At 74.5% G+C, this 24,872-nt stretch carries 16 protein-coding genes; all 16 read right to left on the bottom strand.

Features of this window, described 5'->3' with window-relative positions; translation table 11 throughout:
- Window positions 1–24 precede the first annotated feature (24 nt).
- The 16 genes from ACFV57_RS00880 to ACFV57_RS00805 are packed head-to-tail and all read right to left on the bottom strand — an operon-like array spanning window position 25 to window position 24,389.
- Window positions 25–1,998, bottom strand: coding sequence for a CocE/NonD family hydrolase (locus tag ACFV57_RS00880; RefSeq protein WP_385224248.1), 1,974 nt, complete (start codon window positions 1,996–1,998; stop codon window positions 25–27).
- Entirely contained in the window at window positions 1,995–3,191 is a 1,197-nt protein-coding gene (locus ACFV57_RS00875) for an alpha-hydroxy-acid oxidizing protein (RefSeq protein ID WP_385224246.1), read from the bottom strand. The genes ACFV57_RS00880 and ACFV57_RS00875 overlap by 4 nt, the downstream gene beginning before the upstream one ends.
- Entirely contained in the window at window positions 3,188–3,511 is a 324-nt protein-coding gene (locus tag ACFV57_RS00870; RefSeq protein WP_385224244.1) for a hypothetical protein, read from the bottom strand. The genes ACFV57_RS00875 and ACFV57_RS00870 overlap by 4 nt, the downstream gene beginning before the upstream one ends.
- A complete protein-coding gene (locus ACFV57_RS00865; protein ID WP_385224242.1) occupies window positions 3,508–6,624 on the bottom strand; it encodes an amino acid adenylation domain-containing protein in 3,117 nt (1,038 codons plus the stop codon). Before ACFV57_RS00865 ends, ACFV57_RS00870 begins: the two co-directional genes overlap by 4 nt.
- Window positions 6,625–6,629: 5 nt before the next feature.
- Entirely contained in the window at window positions 6,630–7,967 is a 1,338-nt protein-coding gene (locus ACFV57_RS00860) for an MFS transporter (protein ID WP_385224240.1), read from the bottom strand.
- Window positions 7,964–8,224, bottom strand: a complete 261-nt coding sequence (locus ACFV57_RS00855; RefSeq protein WP_385224238.1) for an acyl carrier protein — start codon at window positions 8,222–8,224, stop codon at window positions 7,964–7,966. Before ACFV57_RS00855 ends, ACFV57_RS00860 begins: the two co-directional genes overlap by 4 nt.
- Before the next feature lie 4 nt (window positions 8,225–8,228).
- The gene (locus ACFV57_RS00850; protein ID WP_385224236.1) at window positions 8,229–9,155 is read right to left on the bottom strand and encodes an acyl carrier protein; all 927 of its coding nucleotides are present in this window, start codon (window positions 9,153–9,155) and stop codon (window positions 8,229–8,231) included.
- Window positions 9,152–10,138 (bottom strand): acyl carrier protein, encoded by a 987-nt coding sequence (locus ACFV57_RS00845; protein ID WP_385224234.1) that lies wholly within the window; start codon window positions 10,136–10,138, stop codon window positions 9,152–9,154. Before ACFV57_RS00845 ends, ACFV57_RS00850 begins: the two co-directional genes overlap by 4 nt.
- Window positions 10,135–11,493 (bottom strand): condensation domain-containing protein, encoded by a 1,359-nt coding sequence (locus ACFV57_RS00840; protein WP_385224232.1) that lies wholly within the window; start codon window positions 11,491–11,493, stop codon window positions 10,135–10,137. Before ACFV57_RS00840 ends, ACFV57_RS00845 begins: the two co-directional genes overlap by 4 nt.
- The gene (locus ACFV57_RS00835) at window positions 11,490–12,521 is read right to left on the bottom strand and encodes a MupA/Atu3671 family FMN-dependent luciferase-like monooxygenase (RefSeq protein ID WP_385224230.1); all 1,032 of its coding nucleotides are present in this window, start codon (window positions 12,519–12,521) and stop codon (window positions 11,490–11,492) included. The genes ACFV57_RS00840 and ACFV57_RS00835 overlap by 4 nt, the downstream gene beginning before the upstream one ends.
- A 2-nt stretch (window positions 12,522–12,523) precedes the next feature.
- The gene (locus ACFV57_RS00830) at window positions 12,524–17,302 is read right to left on the bottom strand and encodes an SDR family oxidoreductase (RefSeq protein WP_385224228.1); all 4,779 of its coding nucleotides are present in this window, start codon (window positions 17,300–17,302) and stop codon (window positions 12,524–12,526) included.
- The gene (locus tag ACFV57_RS00825; RefSeq protein ID WP_385224226.1) at window positions 17,295–19,217 is read right to left on the bottom strand and encodes a non-ribosomal peptide synthetase; all 1,923 of its coding nucleotides are present in this window, start codon (window positions 19,215–19,217) and stop codon (window positions 17,295–17,297) included. Before ACFV57_RS00825 ends, ACFV57_RS00830 begins: the two co-directional genes overlap by 8 nt.
- On the bottom strand, window positions 19,214–20,335 hold the full coding sequence (locus ACFV57_RS00820) for a 3-hydroxyacyl-CoA dehydrogenase NAD-binding domain-containing protein (protein ID WP_385224224.1): 1,122 nt from the start codon (window positions 20,333–20,335) through the stop codon (window positions 19,214–19,216). Before ACFV57_RS00820 ends, ACFV57_RS00825 begins: the two co-directional genes overlap by 4 nt.
- A 12-nt stretch (window positions 20,336–20,347) precedes the next feature.
- Complete coding sequence (locus tag ACFV57_RS00815) at window positions 20,348–21,580, bottom strand: Coenzyme F420 hydrogenase/dehydrogenase, beta subunit C-terminal domain (RefSeq protein ID WP_385224222.1); 1,233 nt, start codon at window positions 21,578–21,580, stop codon at window positions 20,348–20,350.
- Window positions 21,577–22,908 (bottom strand): aminotransferase class III-fold pyridoxal phosphate-dependent enzyme, encoded by a 1,332-nt coding sequence (locus ACFV57_RS00810; protein WP_385224220.1) that lies wholly within the window; start codon window positions 22,906–22,908, stop codon window positions 21,577–21,579. Before ACFV57_RS00810 ends, ACFV57_RS00815 begins: the two co-directional genes overlap by 4 nt.
- Entirely contained in the window at window positions 22,908–24,389 is a 1,482-nt protein-coding gene (locus ACFV57_RS00805; RefSeq protein ID WP_385224218.1) for a 3-phosphoshikimate 1-carboxyvinyltransferase, read from the bottom strand. Before ACFV57_RS00805 ends, ACFV57_RS00810 begins: the two co-directional genes overlap by 1 nt.
- Between the last annotated feature and the right edge of the window lie 483 nt (window positions 24,390–24,872).

Here is a 24,872-nt window from a genome sequence, read left to right as displayed (position 1 = left end):
GGTCGATGTCGGTGTGGGGTGACGTTACTTCTGCGGCGGCGTGGCGCTGCCCTTGTCCCGGCCGCCGTCGGGGATCACCGGCAGCGTCACCTTCGAGGGGTGCGCCGCGTCGTGCAGCACAGTCTGCCGTGCGGTGCGCCGCTCCGTGGACTCGCCCAGCCAGCTGCCGGTGTTCGGATTCGGGTCGTATTGCGGGTAGTCGCTGGAGGATATGTCGAGGCGGATGCGGTGGCCCTTCTTGAACAGGTTGCTGGTCGGCCACACCTTGATGGTGTAGGCGTACACCTTGCCGGGGACGATCGGCTTCGGGTCGCTCTTCGACTCGCGGTAACTGGCGCGGAGGATGCCGCTGTTCAGGTTCACCGCGGTGCCGTCGGGGTGGACGTCGACGAGCTTGGCGGTCCAGTCGGTGTCCGGCGCGGAGGACCTGGCGTACAGCTTGACCGTGACGGGGCCGGTGACCTCGGTGTCCTTGGACAGGGGTGCGCCGGTGTAGACGGCGACGTCGGGGCGCTGCTCGATCTGCTGCTGGTCGTAGGGGCCCTGGGTGCTGATGGCCGCCGTGCAGCAGGAGTGTCCGCCGACGCTGGGGACCGGGTTGCGCGGGTCGTAGGTGTAGTGGTCGTCCGGGGTGTCCCCGGCTGGCGGTGCCGTGGAGAGCGTGCCGTCCTGGGTGTTGCCGGCCGCGTGGCCGGTGCTGGAGAGGTAGTAGTCGCTCCAGCGGGTCTGCGGGAGCGGCCAGGAGGGCGCGGTACGCCACTTGTTCGCGCCCATGACGAAGTAGTCCACGCCGTTCTTCCGGACGCCGTTGTCCTTGCCCTTGAGGTGGTGGTCCCACCAGGCGAGCATCATCTCGTTCACGGGGCTGTTGCCGGCCGGGCCGATCTGCTTGAGGAGGGGGGCCGGGTTGCTGGTGGGGCGGCCCCAGCCGGTGTGGTCCCAGGGGCCGACGACCAGGCGCTGGTTCGCGCGGGTCCGGGGCGAGCCGCCGTGCCGGACCATGCCCTGGTAGTTGCGGATCGATCCGTCCAGGAAGGCGTCGTACCAGCCGGCGTAGTCGAGGACCGGGATGTCGACCTTCTCGTGGTTCTCCTTCGGGGCCCACCGGCGCCAGTAGTCGTCGTACGTACGGTGCTTGATCCAGTCGAAGAAGTACGGGGCCACCTTGGGGTCGCCGGGGTGCAGGGGCTTGAAGCGGTTGTACGGGGCGCTGCCCAGCCACTGCTGGATGTCCTGGTAGTCCCGGTTGACCTGGTGGTAGGTGTCCCAGTCGCCGCGGTTGGCCGCGGCGGACGGGACGATCTTGCGCATGGCCCAGGGGGTGACGAAGTTCAGCCGGAACGCGCCGCCTTCGTAGGTCCAGCCGTCGTAGTAGTCGTCGGAGGTCTTGTCGGGGACGATCGTCTTGAGATGCGGCGGGCGCTCCTGGGCGGCGAGCCACTGGGTGGCGCCCACGTAGGAGGAGCCGTACATCCCCACCTTGCCGTTGGAGCCGGGCAGCCGGGCCGCCCACTCCACGCTGTCGTAGCCGTCCTTGCCCTCGTTGGCGAACTCGTAGAAATCGCCGTCCGAGGCGTACTGGCCGCGGACGTCCTGCACCACGACGAGGTAGCAGTGCGAGGCGAACCACTGCGGACTCTGGTAGCTGGAGGGCTGGACCTCGGCCGCCGTCTTGCCGTACTGGGTACGCATCAGGATGACCGGGACCTTCTTGCCGGTGCGCGGCCGGTAGACGTCGGCGCGTAAGACGGTGCCGTCCCGCATCCGGGCGCCGACGTCGTTGGTCCTGCCGACCTCGCAGGGGCCCTTGCCGGTGCTGGGCGGCCAGGCGCCGTCGTCGGAGGCGGCCGCGGCAGCCGTGCGGGCGCCGGCCGCGCCGCTGTCCGCCGCCTCCGCCCGGTTCCCGGTTCCGGCCAGGGCCATCGGCGTGAGCGCCAGCGCACAGGCTCCGGTGAGCGCCACCGCGGTCCAGCCGGCCTTCCGTGCGCGCCGGTTCATCGCCGCACCTCCCCTCCGCCGCCCGCGTGCAGGGTGTCCGGGCCGATGTCCGCGATGGTCGTACAGCCGGACAGGCCCATCGTCAGATCGAAGTCCGCGAGCAGGCCGCGTACGACGTGCTCCACTCCCGCGGCGCCGCCGAGGGCGAGTCCGTAGACGTACGGACGTCCCAGCAGCACCGCCCGCGCGCCCAGGGCCAGCGCCTTGAACACATCGGCGCCGCCCCGGATACCGGAGTCGAAGAGCACCTCCGTTTCGGTGCCGACCTCCGCCACCACGTCGATCAGCGCGTCCAGGGCGGCCACCGCCCCGTCCACCTGGCGGCCGCCGTGGTTGGACACCACGATGCCGTCCATCCCGGCCCGCACCGCCCGGCGCGCGTCCTCGGGGTGCACGATGCCCTTCAGCACGATCGGGCCGTCCCAGTGCTCCCGCAGGAAGCCCAGCTCGTCCCAGGTGTGGGCCTTGCCGCTGAAGATCGGCAGCCACTGCATGGCCGCGCCCTGCGGGTCCTCCTCCACCGGCCGCTCCAGCCGGGAGCAAAAGACCGGGTCGGACAGCGGGATCGCCACGCCGCCACCGCGCAGGAACGGCAGATGGGCCTGGTCGAGGTCGTGCGGGCGCCAGGCGAGCTGCCAGGTGTCGAGGGTGACGACCAGGGTGGTGTAGCCGGACGTGCGGGCCCGCTTGAGGATGCTGGCGGTCACCTCGTCGTCGTGCGGCCAGTACAGCTGGAACCAGCGCTGCCCGTCGGGCCCGTTGGCCTCGGCGACCTCCTCGATCGTGTGCGAGGCGGCGGTGCTCAGCACCATCGGCAGACCGGCCGCCGCGGCGGCGCGGGCGGTGGCCAGCTCGCCTTCCGGATGGACCAGGGACTGCACACCGATCGGGGCGAGCACGACGGGGGCGGCCAGTTCGCTGCCCAGTACGGTGGTGCGCTGGTCGCGGGCGGTGGCGTCGCGCAGCATCCGCGGGACGATGCGGTGCCGGTCGAAGGCGGCCCGGTTGGCACGGGCGGTGGCGCCGGTGCCGGCCGCGCCGGCGATGTACCAGTACGGCTTGGGGCCGAGGCGGTCGCGGGCCACGTCCTCCAGAGCCGAGCAGTCGGTGGTGAACGGCGGGATCTCGTCCTGGAGTCCGCGCACGTAGATCTGGTACTGGTAGTCCGCGTAGCCGCGTTCGGGCGCTGTCATGTGCTGGTGTGCTCCTTCGTCCGTTCTTCCGGTTCCCCTGCCGGCCCCGGGGGCGTGCCGCGGCCCAGCCCCAGCAGGGTCAGGGCCAGTTGCGCGCCGGCCGGGCCCAGCGCCTCCTGGTAGCCGCGCAGTACGGCGTTCTCCCAGGCCAGGTCGGTACGGGGATGTCCCACGGCGCGGCGCGCGTCCTGGAGGCGGCGGTCCTCGGCGGTGCGCAGGCGGATGAGCCGGGCGATGTCCCGGTCCAGTTCGTGGATGCGGGTCCGGTGGCGGGCCGGGCCGTCCACGCCGCCGTTCACCGCGTCGGTCCGCTCGTTCACGGCCGGTCCGGCTGTCGCAGGAGGCGGTGGTACGCGGTGGCCACCTGTGCCACGAACGCGGCGGGCACCTGGTGCGGCCGGTGCCCGAAGACCACCTCCGCGCCGCCCGCGCCGTCCGGCCACACCTCCACCTCCAGTTCGTGCACCGCCCGCGGGCGCGGCTCCCGTACGGTCCCGGTCACGCAGCCCGTCAGGTCCAGGCGCCGCGGCGGGCCCTCCTGGAGCGCGAACATCGTCTGGAAGAGCGGATGCCGGGACCGGTCCCGTGCCGGGTCGGCGGCCAGCCGCACCACCTCCTCGAACGGCACGTCCTGCGCGGCCAGCCCGGCGTGGATGCCCTCCAGGAGCCGGGGCAGCGCGTCCGCCGTGCCGTCCCCCGCCGGGCGCATCCGGAAGCAGACCACATCGATCAGGCAGCCGACGGCGTCCGCGGTGTCCGGGTGGTAGCGCTTGGCGACGGGCGCGCCCACCGCCAGGTCGCGCTGTCCGGTCACGGCGCCGAGGGCTTCGGCGTAGGCGGCCAGCAGCACCGCGAAGCGGGTGCTGCCGTGGTGCCGGGCCCGCTCTTCCAGGGCCGCGTACTCGGTGGCGGAGAGGGTGAAAGTGGAGGGCTCGCTTTCAGGGAGCCTCCCGGGGGGCGGCAGGGCCAGCGGTGGCACGCCGGTCAGTCCGGTGCGCCAGTACGCGCGCTGCTCCTCGCCCGCGGCCTCGTTCACCTGCGCGCGGTGGCCCGCCAGTACGGCCGCCAGCGGGGCGGGACGGACAGTCCGGGGCGCCTCGCCGCGCAGACGGGCCGCGTAGGCCGCCGACAGGTCCTCGGCCAGCGGCCGTTCGGAGCCGCCGTCGAAGGCGATGTGGTGCACCACGATCCCCAGCAGCCAGGAGGTACCGCTCCCCCACGGTGCGACGACGCACCGCCAGTTGCCGCCGGCCCCGATGTCCAGCGGCTGGAGGAGCACGGTGTGTACGGTCGTGAGCGCGGCCGTCTCGTCCGCGGCCGGGTCCAGGACCCGTACGTCCACCGGTGCGGCCGGCCCGTCCAGGAGCGCCACCGGCCGGCGGTCGAAGACGTACCGGGCGTGCAGCGACTGATGCCGCAGGTGTACGTCCTGCGCGGCGGCCCGGAACGCGTCCGGGTCGAAGTCGCCGGTCACCCGCCACAGCAGGACGCAGTGCGCGGAGGTCCCGGCCGGGTCGAGCTGATGCTCGAACAGGAAGCCGTTCTGGACGGGGAGCAGGGTCAGCGGTCCCTCGTGCGCGAGGCTCCCGGGCTCCCCGCCCGAAGGCGCTTGCGCCCGCTGTTTCTCGATCCAGCGCGTCACGTCGCGTACGGTCGGTCCCGCGATCAGTACGGAGGCCGGTACGGGGACGCCGGTACGCACGCCGATGCGGACGCACAGCCGGGCGCCGTCCAGCGAGGTGCCGCCCAGTTCGAAGAACGAGGCGTCGTCGGGGACATCGCCCGGGGCCGTACGCAGGATCTCGGCGAAGGCGACGGTCACGTGCCCCTCCACCGGGCCGTCCCCGGGCCCGGGAACCGGATGCGGGCGGGCGTCGTCCCCGGGCCGGGCCGCGCCCGTGCGCGCGGTAACGAGGTCCAGCAGCGCGGCGGTGTCCAGCTTCCCGTTGTCGGTGAGCGGGAAGGAGTCCACGGCGGCCAGCGCCCGCGGCACCAGGTACTCCGGCAGCCGCCCGGCGAGCGCGCGGCGGACCGTTTCCTCGCGCACCGGCTCCTCGCCGTCCCGCACCGTGTACGCGGCGGCCAGCCCCACGCAGTTCCCGTCCGCCGTCAGCGGGACGACGGCACACCGGAGCACCCCGGGCACCCGGGCCACCGCGGCCTCCACCTCGCCCGGCTCGATGCGGTGCCCGTGCACCTTGACCTGGCGGTCGCCGCGGCCCGCGTAGTGCAGGGTGCCGTCGGCGGAGCGGAAACCCAGGTCGCCGGTGCGGTAGACGCGGCGTACGGAGCCGTCGTCCTGGGGGATCGCGACGAAGGCGCGCGCGGTCTGTTCCGGGTCCGCGAGGTAGCCGCGGGCGAGTCCGGCGCCGGCGACGCAGATCTCGCCGGTGGTGCCCGGCGGGACCGGCCGGAGGTCCGCGTCCAGGACGAACACGTCGGTACGGCCGACCGGGCGGCCCACCGGGATCTGCGTGCCGCGCGCGCCGGGGGACGCGTCGTCGGCGACGTCGGCGGCCGTGATCCGGTGGGTGGTGGTGAAGACCGTGGTCTCGACGGGGCCGTAGCCGTTCACGAGGGTGATGCGGGGGTGTGCCCGTACGAAGCGGCGGACGTGCGCGGGCGAGAGCCGCTCGCCGCCGGTCATGAGCTGACGCAGCCCGTGGAAGCAGTCCGGGTCCTCCTCCACGAGCAGGTTGAACAGCGACGCGGTGAGCCACAGCGTGTTCACGCCCGCCCGGCGTACGAGGTCGCGCAGCCCGTCCGCGGTCAGGTAGGGCTCGTCCACCAGCACGGCGGTGCCCCCGTTCAGCAGCGCGCCCCACAGCTCCAGGGAGGCGGCGTCCCAGGGCAGCGGGGCGGCCTGCGGCCAGACCGTGTCCGGGCCGAGGTCGGCGAAGCGGGCCGCCGGGTCGGCCGGGGTGAACAGCCGTACCGTTCCGGCGTGCGGGGAGAGCACGCCCTTGGGGCGCCCGGTGCTGCCGGAGGTGAAGAAGACACAGCAGATGTCCGTCTCCCGTACGGTCGCCGGAGGCGGGGCGCTGCCGGTGGCGGCGGCCTCCTCGATGTCCGTACCGGGCACCCATACCGGGGCCGCGCTCGAATCCCCGGGCTCGTGTCCGGGGGCCGCGGCGGTCAGCGGGGCGCCCGCCCGCCGCGTCAGTTCCGCGATCCGGGGAGCGGGCCAGCGGGGGTCCAGGGCCGCGTAGGCGGCGCCCAGTTTCAGGATCGCCAGGATGGTCGCCACGTACCGCGGGGAGCGCGGCATCAGGACCGGCACGATGTCCCCGGCGCGTACGCCCGCCGCGGCGAGTTCCGCCGCGTAGGCGTCCGAGGCGCGGTCCAGCGTCCGGTAGCTCACGGCCCGTTCCCGGTGCAGGAGCGCGGTGGCCTCCGGGCGCTCCGCCGCCCGCCGCCGGAAGATCTCGTGCACCACCGTCATCGTCCACCCCCGGATGCCAGCCGCCGCGGCCCGTCCTCGTCCATGTACGGATCAGTGTTCTGCCGGACGTCCAGCTCCACCTGGGCGACGGCGGGCACGCCGCCCGGCGTGCCGTGCGCGCGCCCGAGCCGCAGCGACGCGCCCGCGCACACCACGCAGCCCGCGCCCAGGACGACGGCCAGCAGCCAGGGCCGCCCCCCGGTGAGCAGCCAGCCGCCCAGCAGCGGGCCCACGACCAGACCCGCCGACATGGCCGCTGAGTAGGCGCCGTTGTACCGGCCGCGCACATGATCGTCGGCCAGGTTGTTGACGAGGGTGGGCAGTGCCACGGCCAGCAGCGCCTCCCCGACGGCGAACACCGCCAGCGCGGCGACGACCAGCGGCGCCTGCACCGCCGTACGGTCGCTCACGGTGGCCAGCAGGAGCAGCAGCCAGCTGCCCGCCCAGGTTCCGGCGGTCCCGGCGAGCAGGACGGCGGGCCGGGACCGGGAGATCCGGGTCACCGCCGCGAGCTGGATCAGCACGATGCAGCAGGTGTTGGCGACGAACCCCCAGGCCATGATCCGCGCGTCCATGCCGCGCACCGCGACCAGCCCGGGAATGCTGGACTCCAGCTGCCCGTACCCCACCACCATCAGCGCGACGGTGAAGGCCAGCACCTTGAGCAGCGCGCGGTCCCGGAGGACGACGGCATAGCCGCGGGGCCCGTCGGGGACCTGCGGCACGTCCGTGGCCGGTTCCCCGGTCCGCCGTCCCACGGCGAGGACGAGGACGGCGCCGGCGGCCAGGAACGACAGGCCGTCGCAGACGTACAGCAGCTGGAAGCGGCCGGGGTCGGCCGTCGAGGCGAAGATCCCGCCGAGCAGGCCGCCGAGCCCGACACCCGCGTTGAGCCCGACGAACTGCAGCCCGAACGCCGCGGAACGCGCCTCCCCGGACACGCTCCGGGCGATGGCGGTGTTCCATACGGAGACCATCGCGCCGTACGCCAGTCCGTAGGCCAGCCCGGCGAGCACCGCGCCGCCCGCCCCGGTGACCAGGGCGAAGGAGGCCGTGCCCACGGCCGCGAGGGCCATCGCGGCGGCGGCCGTACCGCGCAGCGAGCGGCCGTCGGCCAGCCGTCCGGCCAGCGGGCCGCCGAGCAGCGACGCCACGGCGATCACCGAGATGACGGCGGTGGCGGTGCCCACCGGCAGTCCGCGTACCCGGGTCAGATAGAGGACCAGGAACGGCTGCACCAGTCCGGTGCCCACCGAACTGACGAGGTTGGCGCCCATCACCGCCCGGGTGCGCGGCGGGAGCCGCCGCAGGGCGGCCACTGACTGGATCTTCACGGCCGGGCGGTCTCCTCGTGCCCGGCCGCGGCCGCCGTCACCGCGGCGCCGACGGCCCGCAGCGAGGCGTCCGCCAGCAGCGCGCTCAGCGCCACGGGGACGCCGAACTCCTCGCCGAGCCGCTGCACCAGGGTCATGGCCTGGAGGGACGTACCGCCCAGGGCGAAGAAGTCGTCCTCCGGACCGAGGGGTGTCCCGGCGTCCAGGTCCAGGATCTCCCGCCAGATTCCAGCGGTCCTCTCCTCTACCGTCGGCATGTGTTCATTCCTCCGTGGGACGTAGTAGCACCGCGGCGACGTGCGCCGCGCTTGAGCCCAGCAGTACGACGGGGGACGGACCGGCGCCCCCGGCCGCCGTACGGTCGGCGAGATTGATCAGCGGGTCGCTGCCCAGACAGTGCGCGATACGCGGGACGTTGTCCAGATAGAGCTGGCCGTCGGCGAAGCCGGCCTCGCCCAGGAACATCCGCAAGGTGTCCCGGGCGAGGTTGCTGGGCAGCACGGCGCCGGTTCCCAGGTCGCGCGGCGCCAGCCCCGTGGCCTGCCACAGGTCGGCGAACACCTCCTGGTACATCGCGAGTCGGGCCCGCATCCGACGGGCCGGCGGGCCGGGCTCCAGGGCCTCGTGGGCGATCCGGCGGGCTCCCGCGAGCATTTCCCACCCGTGCCGCCGCCCCGAGACCACGGCCGCCGCGGCACCGTCGGCGGCGACCGCCGTGCCGCCCAGCACCACCCGGCCGTCCGGCAGCACCGTACGGACCAGGTCCCCGCAGGCCACCAGCACCGTACGGGACGCGCCCGACCTCACCAGGGACGCCGCGACGTCGAGGGCGGCGAGGGCGGTGGAACAGTCGGCCAGGCCCAGCATCAACGGATAGGCGCGGCGCAGGCCGAGGCCGCTCAGCAGCCCCGTGACGGCGTGCCGGTCCGGGCCGTCGGCGGGCAGCGACTCGGTGGCGAGCAGTACGGTGTCCACCGCCGCCGGGTCGGTGCCGGAGGCGTCCAGGGCGCCTCGCAGGGCCGGGCCGAGGAGTTCGAGGATGCCGCCCTCCGCCTCGCGGTATTCGGCGAAGCCGGTGCCCGGGGCCGGTGGTGCCGCCGCGTATTCGGGGAGTTCGGCGACCTTCTTGCGTATCGGGCCCAACTCCGCGGCGCAGCCGTTCACATAGGCCGGCGCTCCGGCGCTCACCCGGCGCCCTCCCCGGTCCGGGCCGCCGCCGGCAGCGGGCGCGCGCCCAGCAGCACGGCCGCCAGGTGGGAGATGCCCGCGCCGAGGAGGATCAGGCGGTCGTCCCCGGCACCCGCCGGTTCCTCCCCCGCGGCCTTGTCCTCCGCGAGCCGGTCCGCGAGGTTGATCAGCGGGTCGCTGCCCAGGCAGTGCCCGATCCGGCCGACGTTGCCCAGGGCGAGCTTGGCGCCGCCGTAGCCGACGTCGGAGAGGTAGATCTCCAGCACGTTGCGCGCGAAGTTGCTGGGCAGCACGGCCCGCACCTCCTCGGGCCGGACGGGGTGGCGCTCCGCGAGCCGGGCGAACAGTTCGCGGTGTGCCGCGACCCGGGCCGCCAACTGGCCTCTGGCCGAGTCCCCTTGGGCGGTCTCGGGGGCGGTGTGGTGGGCCATGCCCAGCACCGGCAGTCCGGCCGCGGTGGCCGACACCAGGGCGGTGGCCGCGGCGTCGCCGGCGATGGCCGCGCCGCCCGCGACGACGCGTTCGCCGCCGGTGGCGTGGTCGGCCAAATCGCCGGAGAGCACCAGGACATGGCGGGCGCTGCCGTCCCGGACCAGGGAGGCCGCGGTGCCCACGGCGGCCATGGCGGTGGCGCAGTCCATCAGGCCGAGCGTGCTGGCGGTGGCCCGGGTCAGCCCGGTCTCCTGGAGCAGTTCGGCGACGTCGCGGTGGGCCGAGCGGCCGCGCGGCAGCGAGTCGGTGGCCAGCAGTACGAGATCGACCTCGTCGCCGGGCACCCCGGCCTCGCCCAGGGTGCGCTGGGCGGCGGCGGCCATCAGCTCCACCACCTGCCCGTCCGACCAGCGGTAGGTGTCGAACCCCGCGGCCGGGGCGGTCAGCCGGGCCGCGGCCTCGGGGTCCGCCAGCAGCTCCGGCAGCTCGGCGACGGGGTCGGCGTACTCGCCCAGCTCGTAGGCCGGGGCGCACAGCCGTGCGGTGATCACTCCTGCCCCCCGTCCGTGTCGGCCGCCGCCGTGGCCAGGGCCGTGAACCGCTCGGCGAGGCGGCGCACGGTGGTCTCGTCGTACAGCTCGGCGTCGTACTCGAACCAGCCCTCGGTGCCCTCCGGGCCGGGATAGACGGCCAGTGTCAGGTCGTAGCGGGCGGTGCCCTTGTCCAGGTCGGCGGTGGCCGCGCGGGCGCCCTGGATTTCCCGGCCGCCCTCCCCGAGGTTGTCGAAGACGAAGACGGCGTCCAGGAGGGAGTCGGCGCCCGGCACCCGGGCAGGCCGCACCTCCGCCGCGATCAGCTCGCCCGGATACGCGGCGTGCCGGAGGCCGGCCCGGGTCGCCGTGCGCACCGCGCGCGTACGGGCGGCGTGCGAGCCGTCGCCCGCGTCCCGCAGCCGTACCGGCAGCACATTCAGCAGATAGCCGGCCACCTCGGCGGTGCCTGGGCGGTCCCGGCCCGCGGTGAACGTGCCGAGCAGGACGTCCGGCCGGCCGCCGAACTCCGCCAGCGCGGCCCAGGCCACGGCCAGCCAGCCGGTGTACGCGGTGCCCGCCTCGCGCTGCGCCGCCGCGGCGATCGCTTCGGTGACGGCGCGGGACACCGTGAAGTCCACCCGGCCGCCCTGGCGCGAGGTGCCGTCGGCGGGGCGCGGCCGGTCGGTGGGCAGCGGCGGCGGCGCGTCGGCCACTTCACCGGCCCAGTACGCGGCCGCCTCCTGTCCCGCCGGGCTGCCGATCCACTGCCGGAGGCCCTGGGCGTAGTCGCCGAAGGCGGGTGCGACGGCCGGCTCGGTGCCGGCGGGGCGGGCCAGTTCGTCCAGCAGCAGTTCGAACGACCAGGCGTCGAAGACCAGGTTGTGCACCACGACCAGCAGCCAGGCCTCGTCGGGCGCGGGCCCCTCGGCGACGGTGACCCGCAGCAGCGGTCCGGCCGCCAGGTCGAACGGCTCGGCGGCCAGCTCCCGGGCCAGCCGGTGTGCCTCGTCGGCGTCGGCGCAGCGGGTCCGGTCCAGCCGGGGCGCCAGTTCGCCGTGCACCACCGGCCGGACGCCGGAGCCGCTCTCCTCGAAGGTGGTGCGCAGCGCCTCGTGCCGGGCCGCGAAGCCGCGTACGCGGTCGGCGAGCAGGTCGAGGTCGACGGGGCCGCCGGTGAGGTGCACGGCCTGGCAGACCACGTCCACCGGGCGGCCCGGCAGCCGCTGCTGGGTCAGCCACAGCCGGCGCTGCCCCGGGGTCGGCCGGTGTTCCGCCAGCGCCTGGGGCATCCGGGCGCGCAGGCGGGCGCGCTGGCCGGGGGTGAGGCCGGCGAGCCGGGCGACGAGGTCGGCCCGGGTGGGGGCGGCGGTCATGCGTAACGCCTCCGGAGTTCGTTGAGGTGGCTCAGGCTCTGTACGACGAGGTCCTCGTCGACGCCGAAGTCGATCAGGCAGGCGATCTCGTTGACGCCCATGCCCTGGAAGCGGTCGACCACCGCCGCGCAGGAGTCCGGGGTGCCGAGCAGCGCGCCCTTCTCGAAGTACTTGTCGAAGGCGAACCTGATCAGTTCGTCCTGGTCGTCGGCGGAGATGTCGCGGACGCCGGCGCCGGGCGCGAGGTTCTTCTTCTGCGAGTCGATGACGGTGAAGAAGGAGCGCAGGTAGTCGCTGAAGGGCGGCCGGACGGTCTCCCGTACCTCTTCCAGGTCGGTGCCGATGAAGGTGTGCAGCATCAGCGTGACCGTGGTGCTCTCGGGGTCGTGCCCGTACTCCTCCAGGGTCTTGTAGTAGAGGGCGAGCTTTTCCTCCAGCTCCTCGTTGGTCATGTCGATCAGCGCGGTCAGTACGTTGCAGCCGAGCCGGCCGGCCGTCTCGAACGTCTCCGGGCTCTTGGTGCAGGTGAGCCAGATGGGGAGTTCGGGCTGTACGGGCTGGGGGTGCAGCTCCACCTCGACGTGGTTGCCCAGGCCGTCCTGGACGTAGACGGGCGCGCCTTCCCACAGTTCGCGGATGGTGCCCACCGCGTCGAAGGTGCGCTGCCTGCGGTCGGACCAGCCCTCCGGCCGGATGGCGAAGTCCAGCGGGCTGAAGCCGGTGGCCAGGGCGATGCCGGCCCGGCCGCGGGAGAGGTTGTCGACGACCGCCCACTCCTCGGCGACCCGGATCGGGCTGTGCAGCGGGAGGATGACGCTGCCGGCCCGGATCTGGAGGCGCTGGGTGTGCATGGCCAGCCCCGCGCCGAGTACCGAGGGGTTGGGGTAGAGGCCGCCGAAACGGTGGAAGTGCCGCTCCGGGGTCCAGATGGCGGTGAAGCCGTTCTCGTCCGCGTAGCGGGCCGCGTCGAGCACGAAGCGGTATTTGTTCTTCTCGTCCCCGGAGAAGAAGATCAGGCTGAAGTCCACGGTCAGCGCTCCTGTTCCTGCTGGTCCTGGTCGTCCTGCCGCGCCTCGGCCAGCAGGCGTTCGATGTCGTGCGGGTCGAGCGCGGCCAGCTGCGCCGCCAGCGATCCGATGTCGCCTTCGCCGTCCCCCTCGGGGGCCTCGGCAGCCCCCGTACCGGCCGCCGCCCGCGCGTCCAGCCGTTCCTGTACGAGCGCGGCCAGCGCCCTGGGCGTCGGCTCGCCGAGCACGTCCGCCAGCGGCACCTCCGCCGAGAACTGCTCCCGCAGGTCCGACAGCAGCCGCACGATCAGCAGGGAGTCGCCGCCGAACTCGAAGATGTCCCCGTCCAGCGGCATGTCCTCGGCACCCAGCGCGCCGCGCACCAGCCGCGCCACCTGCCCCACGAGGTCGTCCGCCGTTTCCGGCCCTTCGGTGTCGGCCAGGGCCGCGGCGGCGCCCGCCGTCGGGCGGGCGATCCGCTCGTCGCGCACCCACTGGTCCAGCCGGTGCCCGATGTCCCAGGTGGACACGGCGACGTGGGAGACGTCGCGCAGCGTCAGCAGGCGGCGGATGGCCTCCAGGCCCTCTTCGGGCTGGATCGCCTTGTCGTCCATGCTGCGGCCGATGGCGGAGATGGCCCGCTTCTCGTCCTGGTGGTGCTGCCACACGTCCCAGGCCGCGCTGATCCACACCGTACGGTCCAGGCCGCGGTTGGCCCGTTCGGCGGCGGCGTCCATGAAGTGGTTGGCGGCGCCGTAGCCGAGCAGCCGCAGCCCGCCGAGCACACCGGCCAGCGAGGAGAGCAGCAGGACGAAGTCCACGTCGTGGCCCGACAGGACCTTCTCCAGGGCGATCTGGCCGTGCGCCTTGGGGGCGAAGTGCCACCGGCACTGCTCGGCGCTCGCGGCGGTGATCGCGCGGTCCCACTGCTCGCTGGGCAGTCCGGCCGCGTGCACGACACCGTGCAGCGCGCCGAAGTGCGCGGTGACCCGGTCCGTCGCGGCGCGCAGCGCGTCCTCGTCGGACACGTCGGCGTGCACGAGCAGGGGCTCGCCGCCGCCGTCCGCCAGGGCCCGCAGCCGCTTGATGCGCAGCGCGGTCCCGTCGTCCTCGTCGTGGGTGTCCAGCCAGCTGTCCCACGCGGCGCGGTCGGGGAGCGGGTCGCGGGTGAGCAGCGCCAGGCGGACGCCGGGGCATTCGCGGCGCAGCCAGTGCGCGATCGTGGCGCCGATCTCGCCGAGGCCGCCGGTGATGAGGTAGACGCCGTCCTCGCGGAGGCGGGAGACGGCCTTGGCGGTCCAGTCGGCGCGTACCGGCTCCAGGTCGGTGATCCATCGGGTGGCGCCGCGCAGGGTGGTGGCGATCTCGGGGCGGCGCTGCCCGGCCAGTTCGGCGGCCAGGGTGCGCAGCGAGCGGTCGTCCACGGCGGCGGGCAGGTCGAAGTGCCGGGCGCCGATGTTGCCGTGCTCCTGGCCGATGACCCGGGCGGCGACGGCCAGCGGGACGAGTTCGGACGCCGGTTCCGGTTCGGCCGGGCTGACGGCGTAGGCGCCCGCGCTGATCACGTCGAGCTGGACGGGCTTGCTGACGTCGTGTGCGCTGAGCGCCTTGACCAGGGCGATCAGGCTGTACAGGCCGTGCCGCTGTGCGGTCTCGAAGCGTTCTTCGCCGCGTTCGGCGGGCAGTGGTGCGGTGGACCAGGCGTGCAGTATCCGGTCCGGGAGCCGTTCCTCGGCCAGCAGGTCGGCGACGAGGCGGGCGTGGTCCTCCTCGGAGTCCGGCCGCAGCGTCCAGGTGTCGCCGTCCCGCCCGTACGCGGTGCCCGCGCGTACGGTGAGAAGTTCCCCGGCGCAGGCGTGCGCGGCGAGCCGGGCGGCGGTGCCCTGCGCGTCGGCGAAGAGCAGGACGGGGTCGGCGACCGGCTCGGCGGGCGCGTCGAGGGTGCCCACGGCGGTGCGCCACACCGGGGCGGAGAACCACTGGTCCAGGGGGAGTTTGCGCACGCCGCCGGTGCCGCCGCCGGTGCCGGTCAGGGTCCCGGTGCCGGGTTCGACCCAGTAGCGGGTGCCTTCGAAGGGGTACGTCGGCAGCGGTACCCGGCCGCGCCCGCGCCCGGCGTGGTGGCCCTGCCAGTCCACCGGCAGGCCGGCCGCCCACAGCCGGCCGAGCGCGGCGGTCAGCGCGGTCAGGTCGGCGCCGGCGTCCCGGCCGCGGGCGGCGGAGGTGAGGACCGGTACGCCGGTCTCGCGGTCCGGGTGCCGCCGGGTGAAGGTGGCGAGTGTCTGGCCCGGCCCGGCTTCCAGGAAGACGGGGGCGTCGCCGTCCAGCACGGTGGCCACGTTGTCCGCGAACCGTACGGTCTCGCGCAGCTGACGTCCCCAGTACGCGGGGTCGGTGGCCTCCTCGTCGGTGATCCAGGTACCGGTCCGGTTGGACAGGAACGGGGTCTCGGGGCGGCGCAGCGGGATGTCGCGCAGCAGGTCGGTGAGCGGGCCGACGGCCGGGTCCATCATGGCCGAGTGGAAGGCGTGCGAGGTGACGACCTTGCGGTGCGCGACGCCGTCGGCGGTGAGCCGGGTGGTGAGCGCGCGTACGGCGTCCTTGGGTCCGGCCACGGTGCACACCGCGGGTTCGTTCACCGCGGCGAGCGCGACCTGTCCGTCCTCGGAGCCGTCTTCGAGGTACGGGGCCAGTTCGCCGGGCGGGAGCATGACCGCCGCCATCACGCCGCCGGACAGCTCGTCCATCAGCCGGCCGCGCTCGGCGATCACCCGCAGGGCGTCGGGGAGCCGGAAGACCCCGGCGAGGGTGGCGGCCACGTACTCGCCGACGCTGTGCCCGATGAGGGCGGCCGGGCGTACCCCCCACGCCGTCCACTGCCGGGCCAGCGCGTATTCCACCGCGAACAGGGCGGGCTGGGTCAGCCGGGTGCGGTTGAGGTCGTGCGGCGCGCCCGTGTACTCCCGCAGCCGCGGATAGAGGGCGTCCCGCAGGTCCAGGCCGAGGTGCGGCTCCAGCAGCTCCGCGCACTCGTCCAGCGCCTCGCGGAACACCGGGAGGTGCTGGTACCAGCCCTGGCCCATGCCGGGGTGCTGGGCGCCCTGGCCGGGGAAGAGGAGTACGACGGGGCGGTCGGCGGGCTGCCCGGAGTCCTGGTGGGTGAAGCGCGGGTCGCCGCTGCGCAGCGCGCGCACGGCCGTCTCCCGGTCCGGGGCGGTGATCACGGCGCGGTAGTTGAAGGTACGGCGGGCGGTGGCCAGGGTGTAGGCGGCGTCCTCCAGAGCGGTGTCGCCGGAACCGGGTGCCCCGGACGCCTCCTCCCCGGGTGCCGTGGCCTCCAGGTGGTCGGCCAGTTCCCGGCGTGCGGTCTCCAGCGCGGCCGGGGACTTGGCCGAGACCGGCAGCAGCACGACGGGCGCGGCGGGGCGCGCCGCGCGGGCGGGCCGCGGGGCTTCCTCCAGGACGACGTGCGCGGTGGTGCCGCCCATACCGGTGGAGGTGACCGCACAGCGCAGCGGGCCGCCGTCGGTCGCCGGCCGCCAGGGCTCGGCCTGCGTCCCGATACGGAAGCGGGTGCCCGCGACCTCGCACTGCGGGTTCCACTCGGTGAAGTGCGGGGTGGGCACCAGCGTGCGGTGCCGCAGCATCAGCACGCACTTGATGAGCGAGGCGACGCCCGCCGCGGTGCTCAGGTGGCCGAGGTTGGCCTTCACCGACCCGATCGTCAGCGGCGGCGCGCCGTCCACCTGGTAGGACTGCGCGGCGGCGGCCAGTTCGATGGGGTCGCCCATCTTCGTCCCGGTGCCGTGGGCCTCCAGGTAGCCGACGGTCGCCGGGTCCACGTCCGCCACGGCCAGCGCCTCGGCGAGGACGGCGGCCTGGCCGGTGACGCCCGGCGCGGTGTAACCGACCCGGTCGGCACCGTCGTTGCCGATGGCGGAGCCGCGCAGCACCGCCCAGACGGTGTCGCCCTCGGCGAGGGCGTCCGCCAGCCGCTTGAGGACCACCACGCCGACGCCGTTGCCGAAGACCGTGCCGTCCGCCTCCGCGTCGAAGGGCCGCACCGTGCCGGAGGCCGAGGCGATCCCGTCGGGCTCGTGGACGTACCCGGCCTCCTGCGGGAAGCGCAGGGCCACCCCGCCCGCCAGCGCGACGTCGCACTCCTGCGCCAGCAGGCTCTGCGCCGCCTGGTGCACCGCGACCAGCGAGGTGGAGCAGGCGGTCTGTACGGACAGGCTCGGGCCGGTGAGGTTGAGGTGGTACGAGACCCTGGTGGCGAGGTAGTTGGGGTCGTTGCCCATCAGCGTGGCCAGGTCCTGGCGCAGCCTGGGCAGCGAGCCGGCGAAGCCCTGCTCCCCGGTCAGCACGTTGTTCAGCAGGTACGTGCTGTTCAGCGCGCCGGCGAAGACGCCGATGCGGCCCTCGTACTGCTCGGAGTCGTGACCGCTGTGCTCCAGCGCCTTCCAGGAGGACTGGAGGAACAGCCGCAGCTGCGGGTCCATCCGCTCGGCCTCGCGGGCGCTGAGGTAGAAGAACGAGGCGTCGAAGAGGTCCGCGTCCTCGACCGTGGCGGCCCGGCGTACGTAGCGGGGGTCGGCCAGGGACTTGGCCTCCACCCCGGCGGCGGTGAGCGCTTCCTCGTCCACGTCGCTGATCTGGTCGGTGCCCGCCAGCAGGTTGCGCCAGAACGCGTGGTGGTCGCGGGCGCCCGGCAGCCGGCAGTCCAGGCCGACGACGGCGATCCGTCCGTCGAGGTCGGCGCCGTCCGCCGCGGCGGCGTCGGCGTAAGGACGGTCAGTCACTGGTTCCTCCTGGTTGCTGGGGGTGCGGCGGCGGACCGGCGGGGCGCGTACGGGCAGCGGCGCGGCGGGCTCCGCCACGGGCGGCGGCGCGCCTGCGGGCGCCCCGTACGGCGCCCGCGGCGGAGTCCTCCCGGCCGCTGCCGATGAGCCGTACCAGGCCCCGGATGGTCGGCGCCCGGTACAGGTCGGTCATGCGCAGTCCGGGCGCGACGGTGCGGGTGAGCCTTTCGTGGACGGCGGCCACCCGCAGGGACGTCCCGCCCAGGTCGAAGAAGTTGTCGTCCAGGGCGACCGCGCCGGTGCCCAGCACCTCGCGCCACGCCTCGGCCACGGCCCGCTCCAGCGGCCCGGCTCCGGGCACACCGGCGGCAGGTCCGGTCTCCCGTGCCGTGAGCGGATCGGGCAGCGCCGCCCGGTCGATCTTGTGGTTGGGGGTCAGCGGCAGCGCGTCGAGCCGTACGTACGCGGTGGGCACCGCGTGGTCGGGCAGCACGCCGCGCAGCGCCGCCCGCAGCACGGCCGGTTCGGTCCGCGCCCCGTCGGCGGCCACCAGGTACGCCGCCAGCTGCCGTTCGCCCAGGCGGTCGGTGAAGGGCATCACCACCGCCTCGCGCACCTCGGGCAGCTCCTTCAGCGCGCTCTCCACCTCCCCGGTCTCCACCCGGATGCCGGAGATCTTCACCTGGAAGTCGCGGCGTCCGATCAGCAGCAGGGTGCCGTCCGCCAGGCGCCGGGCGAGGTCGCCGGTGCGGTACGTCCGGCCGTCCGCGACCGCGCCGGGCGCCAGGTAGTCGCTCTGTACGACGAGTTCGCCCTCGCCCTCCCCCTCTACGGGCCGCCCGTGCCCGCCCCGGAGCCACACCTGCGTTGCGGCCACCGGGAAGCCGAGCGGGAAGACGCCGGTCGGCGGCCGGTAGTCGCGGTCGGCGACACGCAGCAGCGCGCAGGAGCACTCGGTCGAGCCGTACGCCCCGGCCACCCGGCAGTGTGCCGCGAAGGACCGCCGGGCGGCGTCGAGATCGGCCAGGTGCAGGGTGTCGCCCCCGAGGGCGAGCATGCGCATCGCGGGCAGCGCGGTACCCCGGGACTCCATGGCCCGCACCAGGGCCCGGAACACCGGAAGCGTGGAGTGGTAGACGGTGATGTCCTCGGCCGCCATCCACTCCAGCAGGCCGCCGATGCCGAGCGACTTGAGGTCGACGGGGTACAGGGCCGCGCCGTTGAGCAGGGCGGCGAAGGTGTCCTGCACCGCCGAGTCCCAGCTGTAGGCGGACTGGAGGGTGAGCCGGTCCAGCGGGCCGATGCCCAGGCCGTCGGTCCACGCCCGCGCGTGGTGCAGCACGTTGCGGTGCAGCTGCGCGACCGGCTTGGGCTGCCCGGTGGAGCCGGAGGTGTAGAGGACGTACGCCTCGCCGTCGGGCCGGGCCCGTACGGCCGCCTCCTCGTCCGCCTCCGCGTTCACCAGCTCCGCGTACGCCAGCACCGGCTGGTCCGCCGCCAGCCGGCCGGCGAGCGGCAGGTGCCGCTCCGCGGCGACCAGGGCCCGTACGCCCGCGTCCCGCGCCATGAAGGCGAGGCGCGGCTCGGGGTAGGCGGCGTCCAGCGGTACGTAGGACAGTCCGGCGCGCAGTACGCCGAGCAGCGCCGCGATCATCTCGGCGCCGTGCGAGAAGAGCAGCCCGACGCGGTCGCCGGGGCGCAGTCCGGCCGCGGTCAGCGAGGCGGCGACGCGGGCCGCGCGCCCGGCGGTCTCCTGGTAGGTCCAGCGCGCCTCGGGGGTGACGACGGCCTCCCGCCCGGGGTGGGCGGCGGCCTGTTCCAGGAAGCGGTGCACCAGGGTCCCGGCCTGCTCGGCGGGCGGGAAGGGCCGGTGCCCGGTGGGGACTTCGGCGGGTGCCGCTGACGTGGCGGTCATGGCGCGGTGCTCCCTTCCGTCCCGGCGGCCGGGCCGTGGGAGAAGAGGACGGCGGGGTGCGCGGGCCGCTCGCGCAGCTGCGCGTAGGCCTCGGCGGCCCGCTCCAGCGGCAGGCGCGGCAGTCCCATCAGGGCCGGGCGGACCGCGTCGGAAGCGATCAGGTCCAGCGCCCGTTGCAGGTTCTCGGTGACCGTGCCCTCGCCGTCCGGCGCCACCACCTCGGTCAGCCCGCGGGCGTAGGAGGCGTCCCGGTACCCGGCTCCGCAGCGGGCCGCGTACCGGATGTCGAGGTTGCCCAGCTCCACGCTGAAGTCGATGTGCGCCGCGAACCGGCCCACGCCGACCAGCCGGGGGCGCCCCGGGGCCCGGCCCGCCCAGCGGGCCGCCGCCGCGACGGTCGCCCCGGCGTCCCCGGTGCCGCACAGGAAGACACACCGGCCGCCACGCCCGGCGGACTCCCCCTGATCCGACAGGAAGCGCTCCCCGTCGGCCGCGGACAGCCCGAGCGCCGGGGCGGTGCGCAGCCGTTCCGGGCGCAGGTCCAGCAGGGTGGTCCGGACGCCCCGGGCCGCCGCGATCTGGGCGACCAGCTGGCCGACCATCCCCGCGCCCACCACGGCCACCTCGTCCGCGGGTTCCAGTACGGCCCGGTCCACCGCGTGCACCGCGGTCGCCGCCAGCCCCGCCACGACCGCGTCCGCCAGGTCCAGGCCGTCCGGAACCCGGCGGCACAGCCGGTAGGGCACGGTGACGGCCGCGCTGTGCACGGCCTCGCCCCACCCCATGGCGATCACCCGGTCGCCGGGCGCGAACCCGCCGGCCTGCGGGCCGACCGCGTCGACCACTCCGGCCGAGCAGTATCCGAGGACGAAGCGCTCGCCGGTGCGCGCCGAGCGGTCCAGGTAGTGCAGTTCGGTACCCGGGCTCACCAGGCTCCAGTCGGCCCGCAGCCGTATCTCGCCTCGCCCCGGGGGCTGCCGCAGCACCTCCTCGACGACCGGGTCCGTGCCCCCGTCCGCCACCAACTGCCGTACGCGCAGCGGAGACACGTCACCGAACGGCGCCGCGTCGGCAGCCGGGTCCTCCGGCACCCGCGGAAAGGGCATCTCTTCCGTCATCGCCCCGCTCCCTCATCGTCCCCTGGCCGCATGGCTCCCCTTGGGCTCGGGTGCCGCGATCCACCGCTCGTCCGGCACGATCTCCAGTTCCTCGCGGTGTCCGGGTATCGGGCCCAGCGGCACCGGGTGCCCCGAACGTTCGTAGGTGGCGCGCCGGTTGCGCTTGCGCTCCAGACCGAGGTTGAGGCCCGCCAGGTCGACGGGTTCGTGGGTGAGCAGCCCGTGCTCCAGCCCGGCGGCCACCACCTCGACGCCCGCCCCGGTGCGGATGAACACCCGGCCGTGCTTGGCCTGTCCCTCGCCGCTCACGCTCGCGGCGAAGATGTTCGGGTCGCCGTCGCTGACACTCACGTCGGCCAGTCCCGACATCCAGTCCCCGCAGGACAGGCAGCGGTGCGTCTTGTTCCCGGCGAAGTCCCTGACCGCCTGCCAGAACTCCACCTGGTGATCCGTGCCGTCCTGGGTGCGGATGCCGATGTTCCCGGGGTACTCGCCCTCGCGGTACCGCAGCCGCACCACCGACTCCAGCGGTACGTGGGCGCGTTCCCGTATCACCGCGGCGGTGCCCTCGGGGCGCGTGCTGGAGGAGCAGGCGGGCTCGACGAGCAGGACGACCTTGTCGCGTGCCCACCGCCCGGCCTCGGTGTCCATCGCCTGGAGCTTGCGCATCGCCTGGATGTGGCAGGCCACTCCGGACATGGCGACCCTGGCCTCCGGCTCCTCCTTCAGCATCCGGCGCAGCGCGCCCAGGTAGGGCGCGAGCTGGTAGGTGGACTGCGAGGTCTCCACCAGGTCGCCGGGGTCGCGCAACAGCGCGGGCGCCGCCCGCCAGGGCTCGTCGGCGTCCCGCCCCATGGAGAGCACCGCCGTCACGCCCAGCACCCGCATGGCCGTCTGCAACACCGCGGTGAGGCTGCCGCCGCTGGCGGACGCCTCGTACACCACGGGGTCCAGCGACTGCCCGGCGACCACCTCCTCGAAGACGCCGGTCCAGCGCTCCTCCGGGGTGCGGGTGCGGCCGAACAGGCGCTGCTCGGCGGCCGGGGTGCCGGGGTCGGCCCCCGGGCAGACGTCCAGGCAGTCGGTGCACTCCCCGCAGTCGGCGGCGGTCCAGGAGGCCACGGTGAGCACCGGGTCCAGCTCGTCGAAGCCGATCACCCCGGCGGGGCAGGCCAGTTCGCAGGCCCCGCAAACGGTGCACAGCTGAGGCGCAAGGACGTCCTTTTCGAGCTGCTGGAAGGTCATATGAGGCCGCCGTTCCCGGCGGGGGCGCCGGTTCGGGCGGGGTCCGGCACAGCCCCGGCCGCTTCTCCTTCCGGTGCGGCCGCGGCCACCGCCGCCCCGAGCGCCTCGATCAGGAACCGGTAGCCGTCGTCGTCCAGCAGCGCCGGGGGCACGATCTTGACGGTGGCGCCCTCCGGGCCGCCGCCGAACAGCAGCAGCCGGCCGCGCAGCGCGCCGCCCGTGACGGCCCGCGCCAGTTCCGGGTCCGGCCGCCCGTCCCGTACGCAGTCGAAGGCCGCCAGCGCGCCGGTCGTCCGCACCGCCCGCACCCAGGGGTGCCGGGCGGCCAGCGCCTCCAGGTCGGCGCGCAGCCGCTCCCCCAGCTCCCGTGCCCGGCCCGCCAGATCCTCCCGTACGACGACGTCCAGGACGGCGGCGGCAGCGGCGCAGGAGACCGGGTGCCCGGAGAAGGTCGAGGTCTGCACGCTCGGCGGCAGCGCGTCGACCACCGCGCGCTCCCCCACCACGGCGCCGACCGGGAAGCCGTTGCCCAGCGTCTTGCCGAGCAGCGTCAGGTCCGGCTTCCCGGTCATCAGCTCGGCGGTGAACAGCCGCCCCGCCCGGCCCAGTCCGGTGTAGATCTCGTCCAGGATCAGCAGCGCGCCCCGGGAGTGCGCCTGCCGGGCGATCTCGTCCAGCAGCTGCGGCGGCACGTCCAGCACCCCTTCGGTCACCTGCACCGGTTCCAGGATCACCGCCGCGGTGCCGCCGCGCCGGTCGGCGGCGTCCAGCGCCGCGGACAGCCCGGCCGCGAACCCGGCCGCGTCGCCGGGCCCCGGCTCCCGGGGGTCGGGTAACTCCGCGATGACGACCGGCGCCCGGCCGTCGCCGTCCTCGAACGCGCTGTACGCCTTGAACTCCGCCCGCCAGGTGAGCCCCAGCGCCCCGGCCGTCTTGCCGTGGAAGCCGTAGCGGAAGCCGACCACGGCCCGGTGCCCGGTGGCCGCGCGGGCGATCTTCAACGCCGATTCCACCGCCTCCGCACCGGTCGCGGTGGGCAGCACCGCGGGCTCCGCGTACGGGGACAGCGCACCGATCCGCTCGATCATCCGCCTGCGGGCGTCCGAACCCAGCTTGCAGCCGGTGTGTGTCAGACGGCCCGCCTGGGCCACGGCGGCGGCGGTGACGTCCGGGTGCTGGTGCCCCAGGGTCGCCGCGCCGCTTCCCGCGGTCCCGTCGAACCAGGCCGTGCCGTCCTCGGCGTACAGCCAGGGACCGCTGCCGCCGCTGAACTCCGGTCCCAGGGTGCTGCCCGTGGACCGCGCCTCGGTACTCGCCTCACTCAACATCACACGGGGTCCTTTGCGATCCGGGCGCCGACGGCCCGTTGCACATCGGCGAAGTCGGGAAATGACGTGCGGTGGCAGGCGCCGCCGCGCACCGTGGTGCGCCCGGGCAGGCAGCCCGCGAGCGTCGCGGCGGCCATGGCGATCCGGTGGTCCTCGAAGCCCGGCACCGCGCCGGCCCGCAGCGGCGCGCCGCCGCGCACCGTCAGCCCGTCCGCCGCCACCTCGACCCGGGCGCCGAACGCCGCGGCCATCCGTGCCGTGGTCGTCAGCCGGTCCGTCTCCTTGAAGCGCAGCTCCTGCGCGCAGCCGATCCACGACGTCCCCGGCAGCCGGGCCGCGACCACGGCCAGCAGCGGTACCTCGTCGATCAGCGCGTGCAGCAGCCAGGGCTCGTCGACCCGTACGGACCGGACCTCGTCCAGTCCGCCCCGGACCACCACGGTCCCCACCGGCTCACCGCCGCGCGCACGTCCCCCCTCGGCGCCTCCGTCTTCGTACGCGTTCTCGTACGCGCCCTCGTACTCGTAGGAGATGTCGGCCCCGCCCCACCGCAGCACCTCGAAGAATCCGGTCCGGGTCGGATTCAGGCAGACGCCCGGCACCCGCAGCGTGCCGCCGTCCCCCCACAGCAGGTGGGCCGCCACGGGATACGCCGCCAGCGACGGATCGGCCGGCACGTCGACGGCCTCCGGCACCTCGAACGCCCCGCCGCCCCAGACGAGTTCGCCGTCCCCCTCCTCCAGCTCGCCGCCGAACGCGGCGAGCATCCGCTCGGTGTGGTCCCGCGAGCGCACCGGGTGCCGTACGGTCACCGGCAGGCCCGCCGCCGCGGCGGCCAGCAGCACGCCGGACCGCGCCTGCGCGCTTCCCACGCGCAGCTCCACCGTCTTCCCGGGCCGGCACACCGGGCTCTTCACCCACACCGGAAGACAGCCGTCGTCCCCGAGGCAGACGATGTCGGCGCCCAGTTCGGCCAGCGGCTCGACCAGCCAGTCCATCGGGCGGTGCCGCAGCACCTCGTCCCCGTCCACCACGGCCGCGGTGCCGCTGCCCGCGAGCACACCGATCAGCAGCCGGGCCGCGGCGCTCGAACCCCCGGTCTCCACGTACGGCACGCCCTCGGGCCACCCGGTGACGGCCGGATGCTCCCGCACCCGCTGCGGCACCGGTAACGCGCCACGCCGCGCGGTCAGCGTGCCGCCGTCGGCCGCGACCTCCACCCCCAGCGCCCGCATCGCGGGCAGCAACGCCCGTACGGCGCCGCCCAGGTTGGCGTTGCGTATCGTCAGCACGTCGGGCGCACCGGGAAGCAGTGCCGCCAGCAGCGCCCGGTGACTGACCGACTTGTCCCCCGGCACCTCGACGCTCAGCGCGCCGGCGGCCACGGCCTCCCGGTCGCGCCCGCCGTCCACCACCAGATCCGCCGAGTCGGTACCCGGCTTGTCGAATTCCCTCCGGGCCCCGCTGCGGGCGTCAAGCACACCTTGCTCCTGTTCCTGGACATCGGGACCGGCAAGCTGCCTGGAATCTCCTGCCGATGGCCGGAGCCGGCACCGCCGTCGCCACGTCGCCGGAATTCACCGGGCACGACCGCGCGAACGCCGCAACGGCACCGGGAAAAGAATGGGGAAATCCCTGAATCAGAACCACGGCCGAAGCGGCGGACACAAATGGGCGGGAGATATGGACTCGGCCGACAGGACTCGATGGACAGCGCGCCCCTTTCCCGCAATTCGGCAAACTGTGGACAAGATCCCCGTGGCGCCCCGACTCAACCACCCACATGGAGCAACTGTCAATGGAGAGTTGACCACTTCATCAAGTCCTGCGCGCCCCTCGGCGCCGCTTAAATTCACCATCATTCCCACGCACCGACAAGCACAATCTCGCCGCCCCGAAAAATATCCGAAGCGCCGCCCCCTATACCCCGGGTTCCCGCGAAAGTAACTTCTCGGCCCAGGCTG

Source organism: Streptomyces sp. NPDC059788 (assembly GCF_042732265.1).
Classification (GTDB): domain Bacteria; phylum Actinomycetota; class Actinomycetes; order Streptomycetales; family Streptomycetaceae; genus Streptomyces.
The sequence above is the reverse complement of the archived record's forward strand: the minus strand, read 5'-3'. Positions and strand labels throughout refer to the sequence as shown.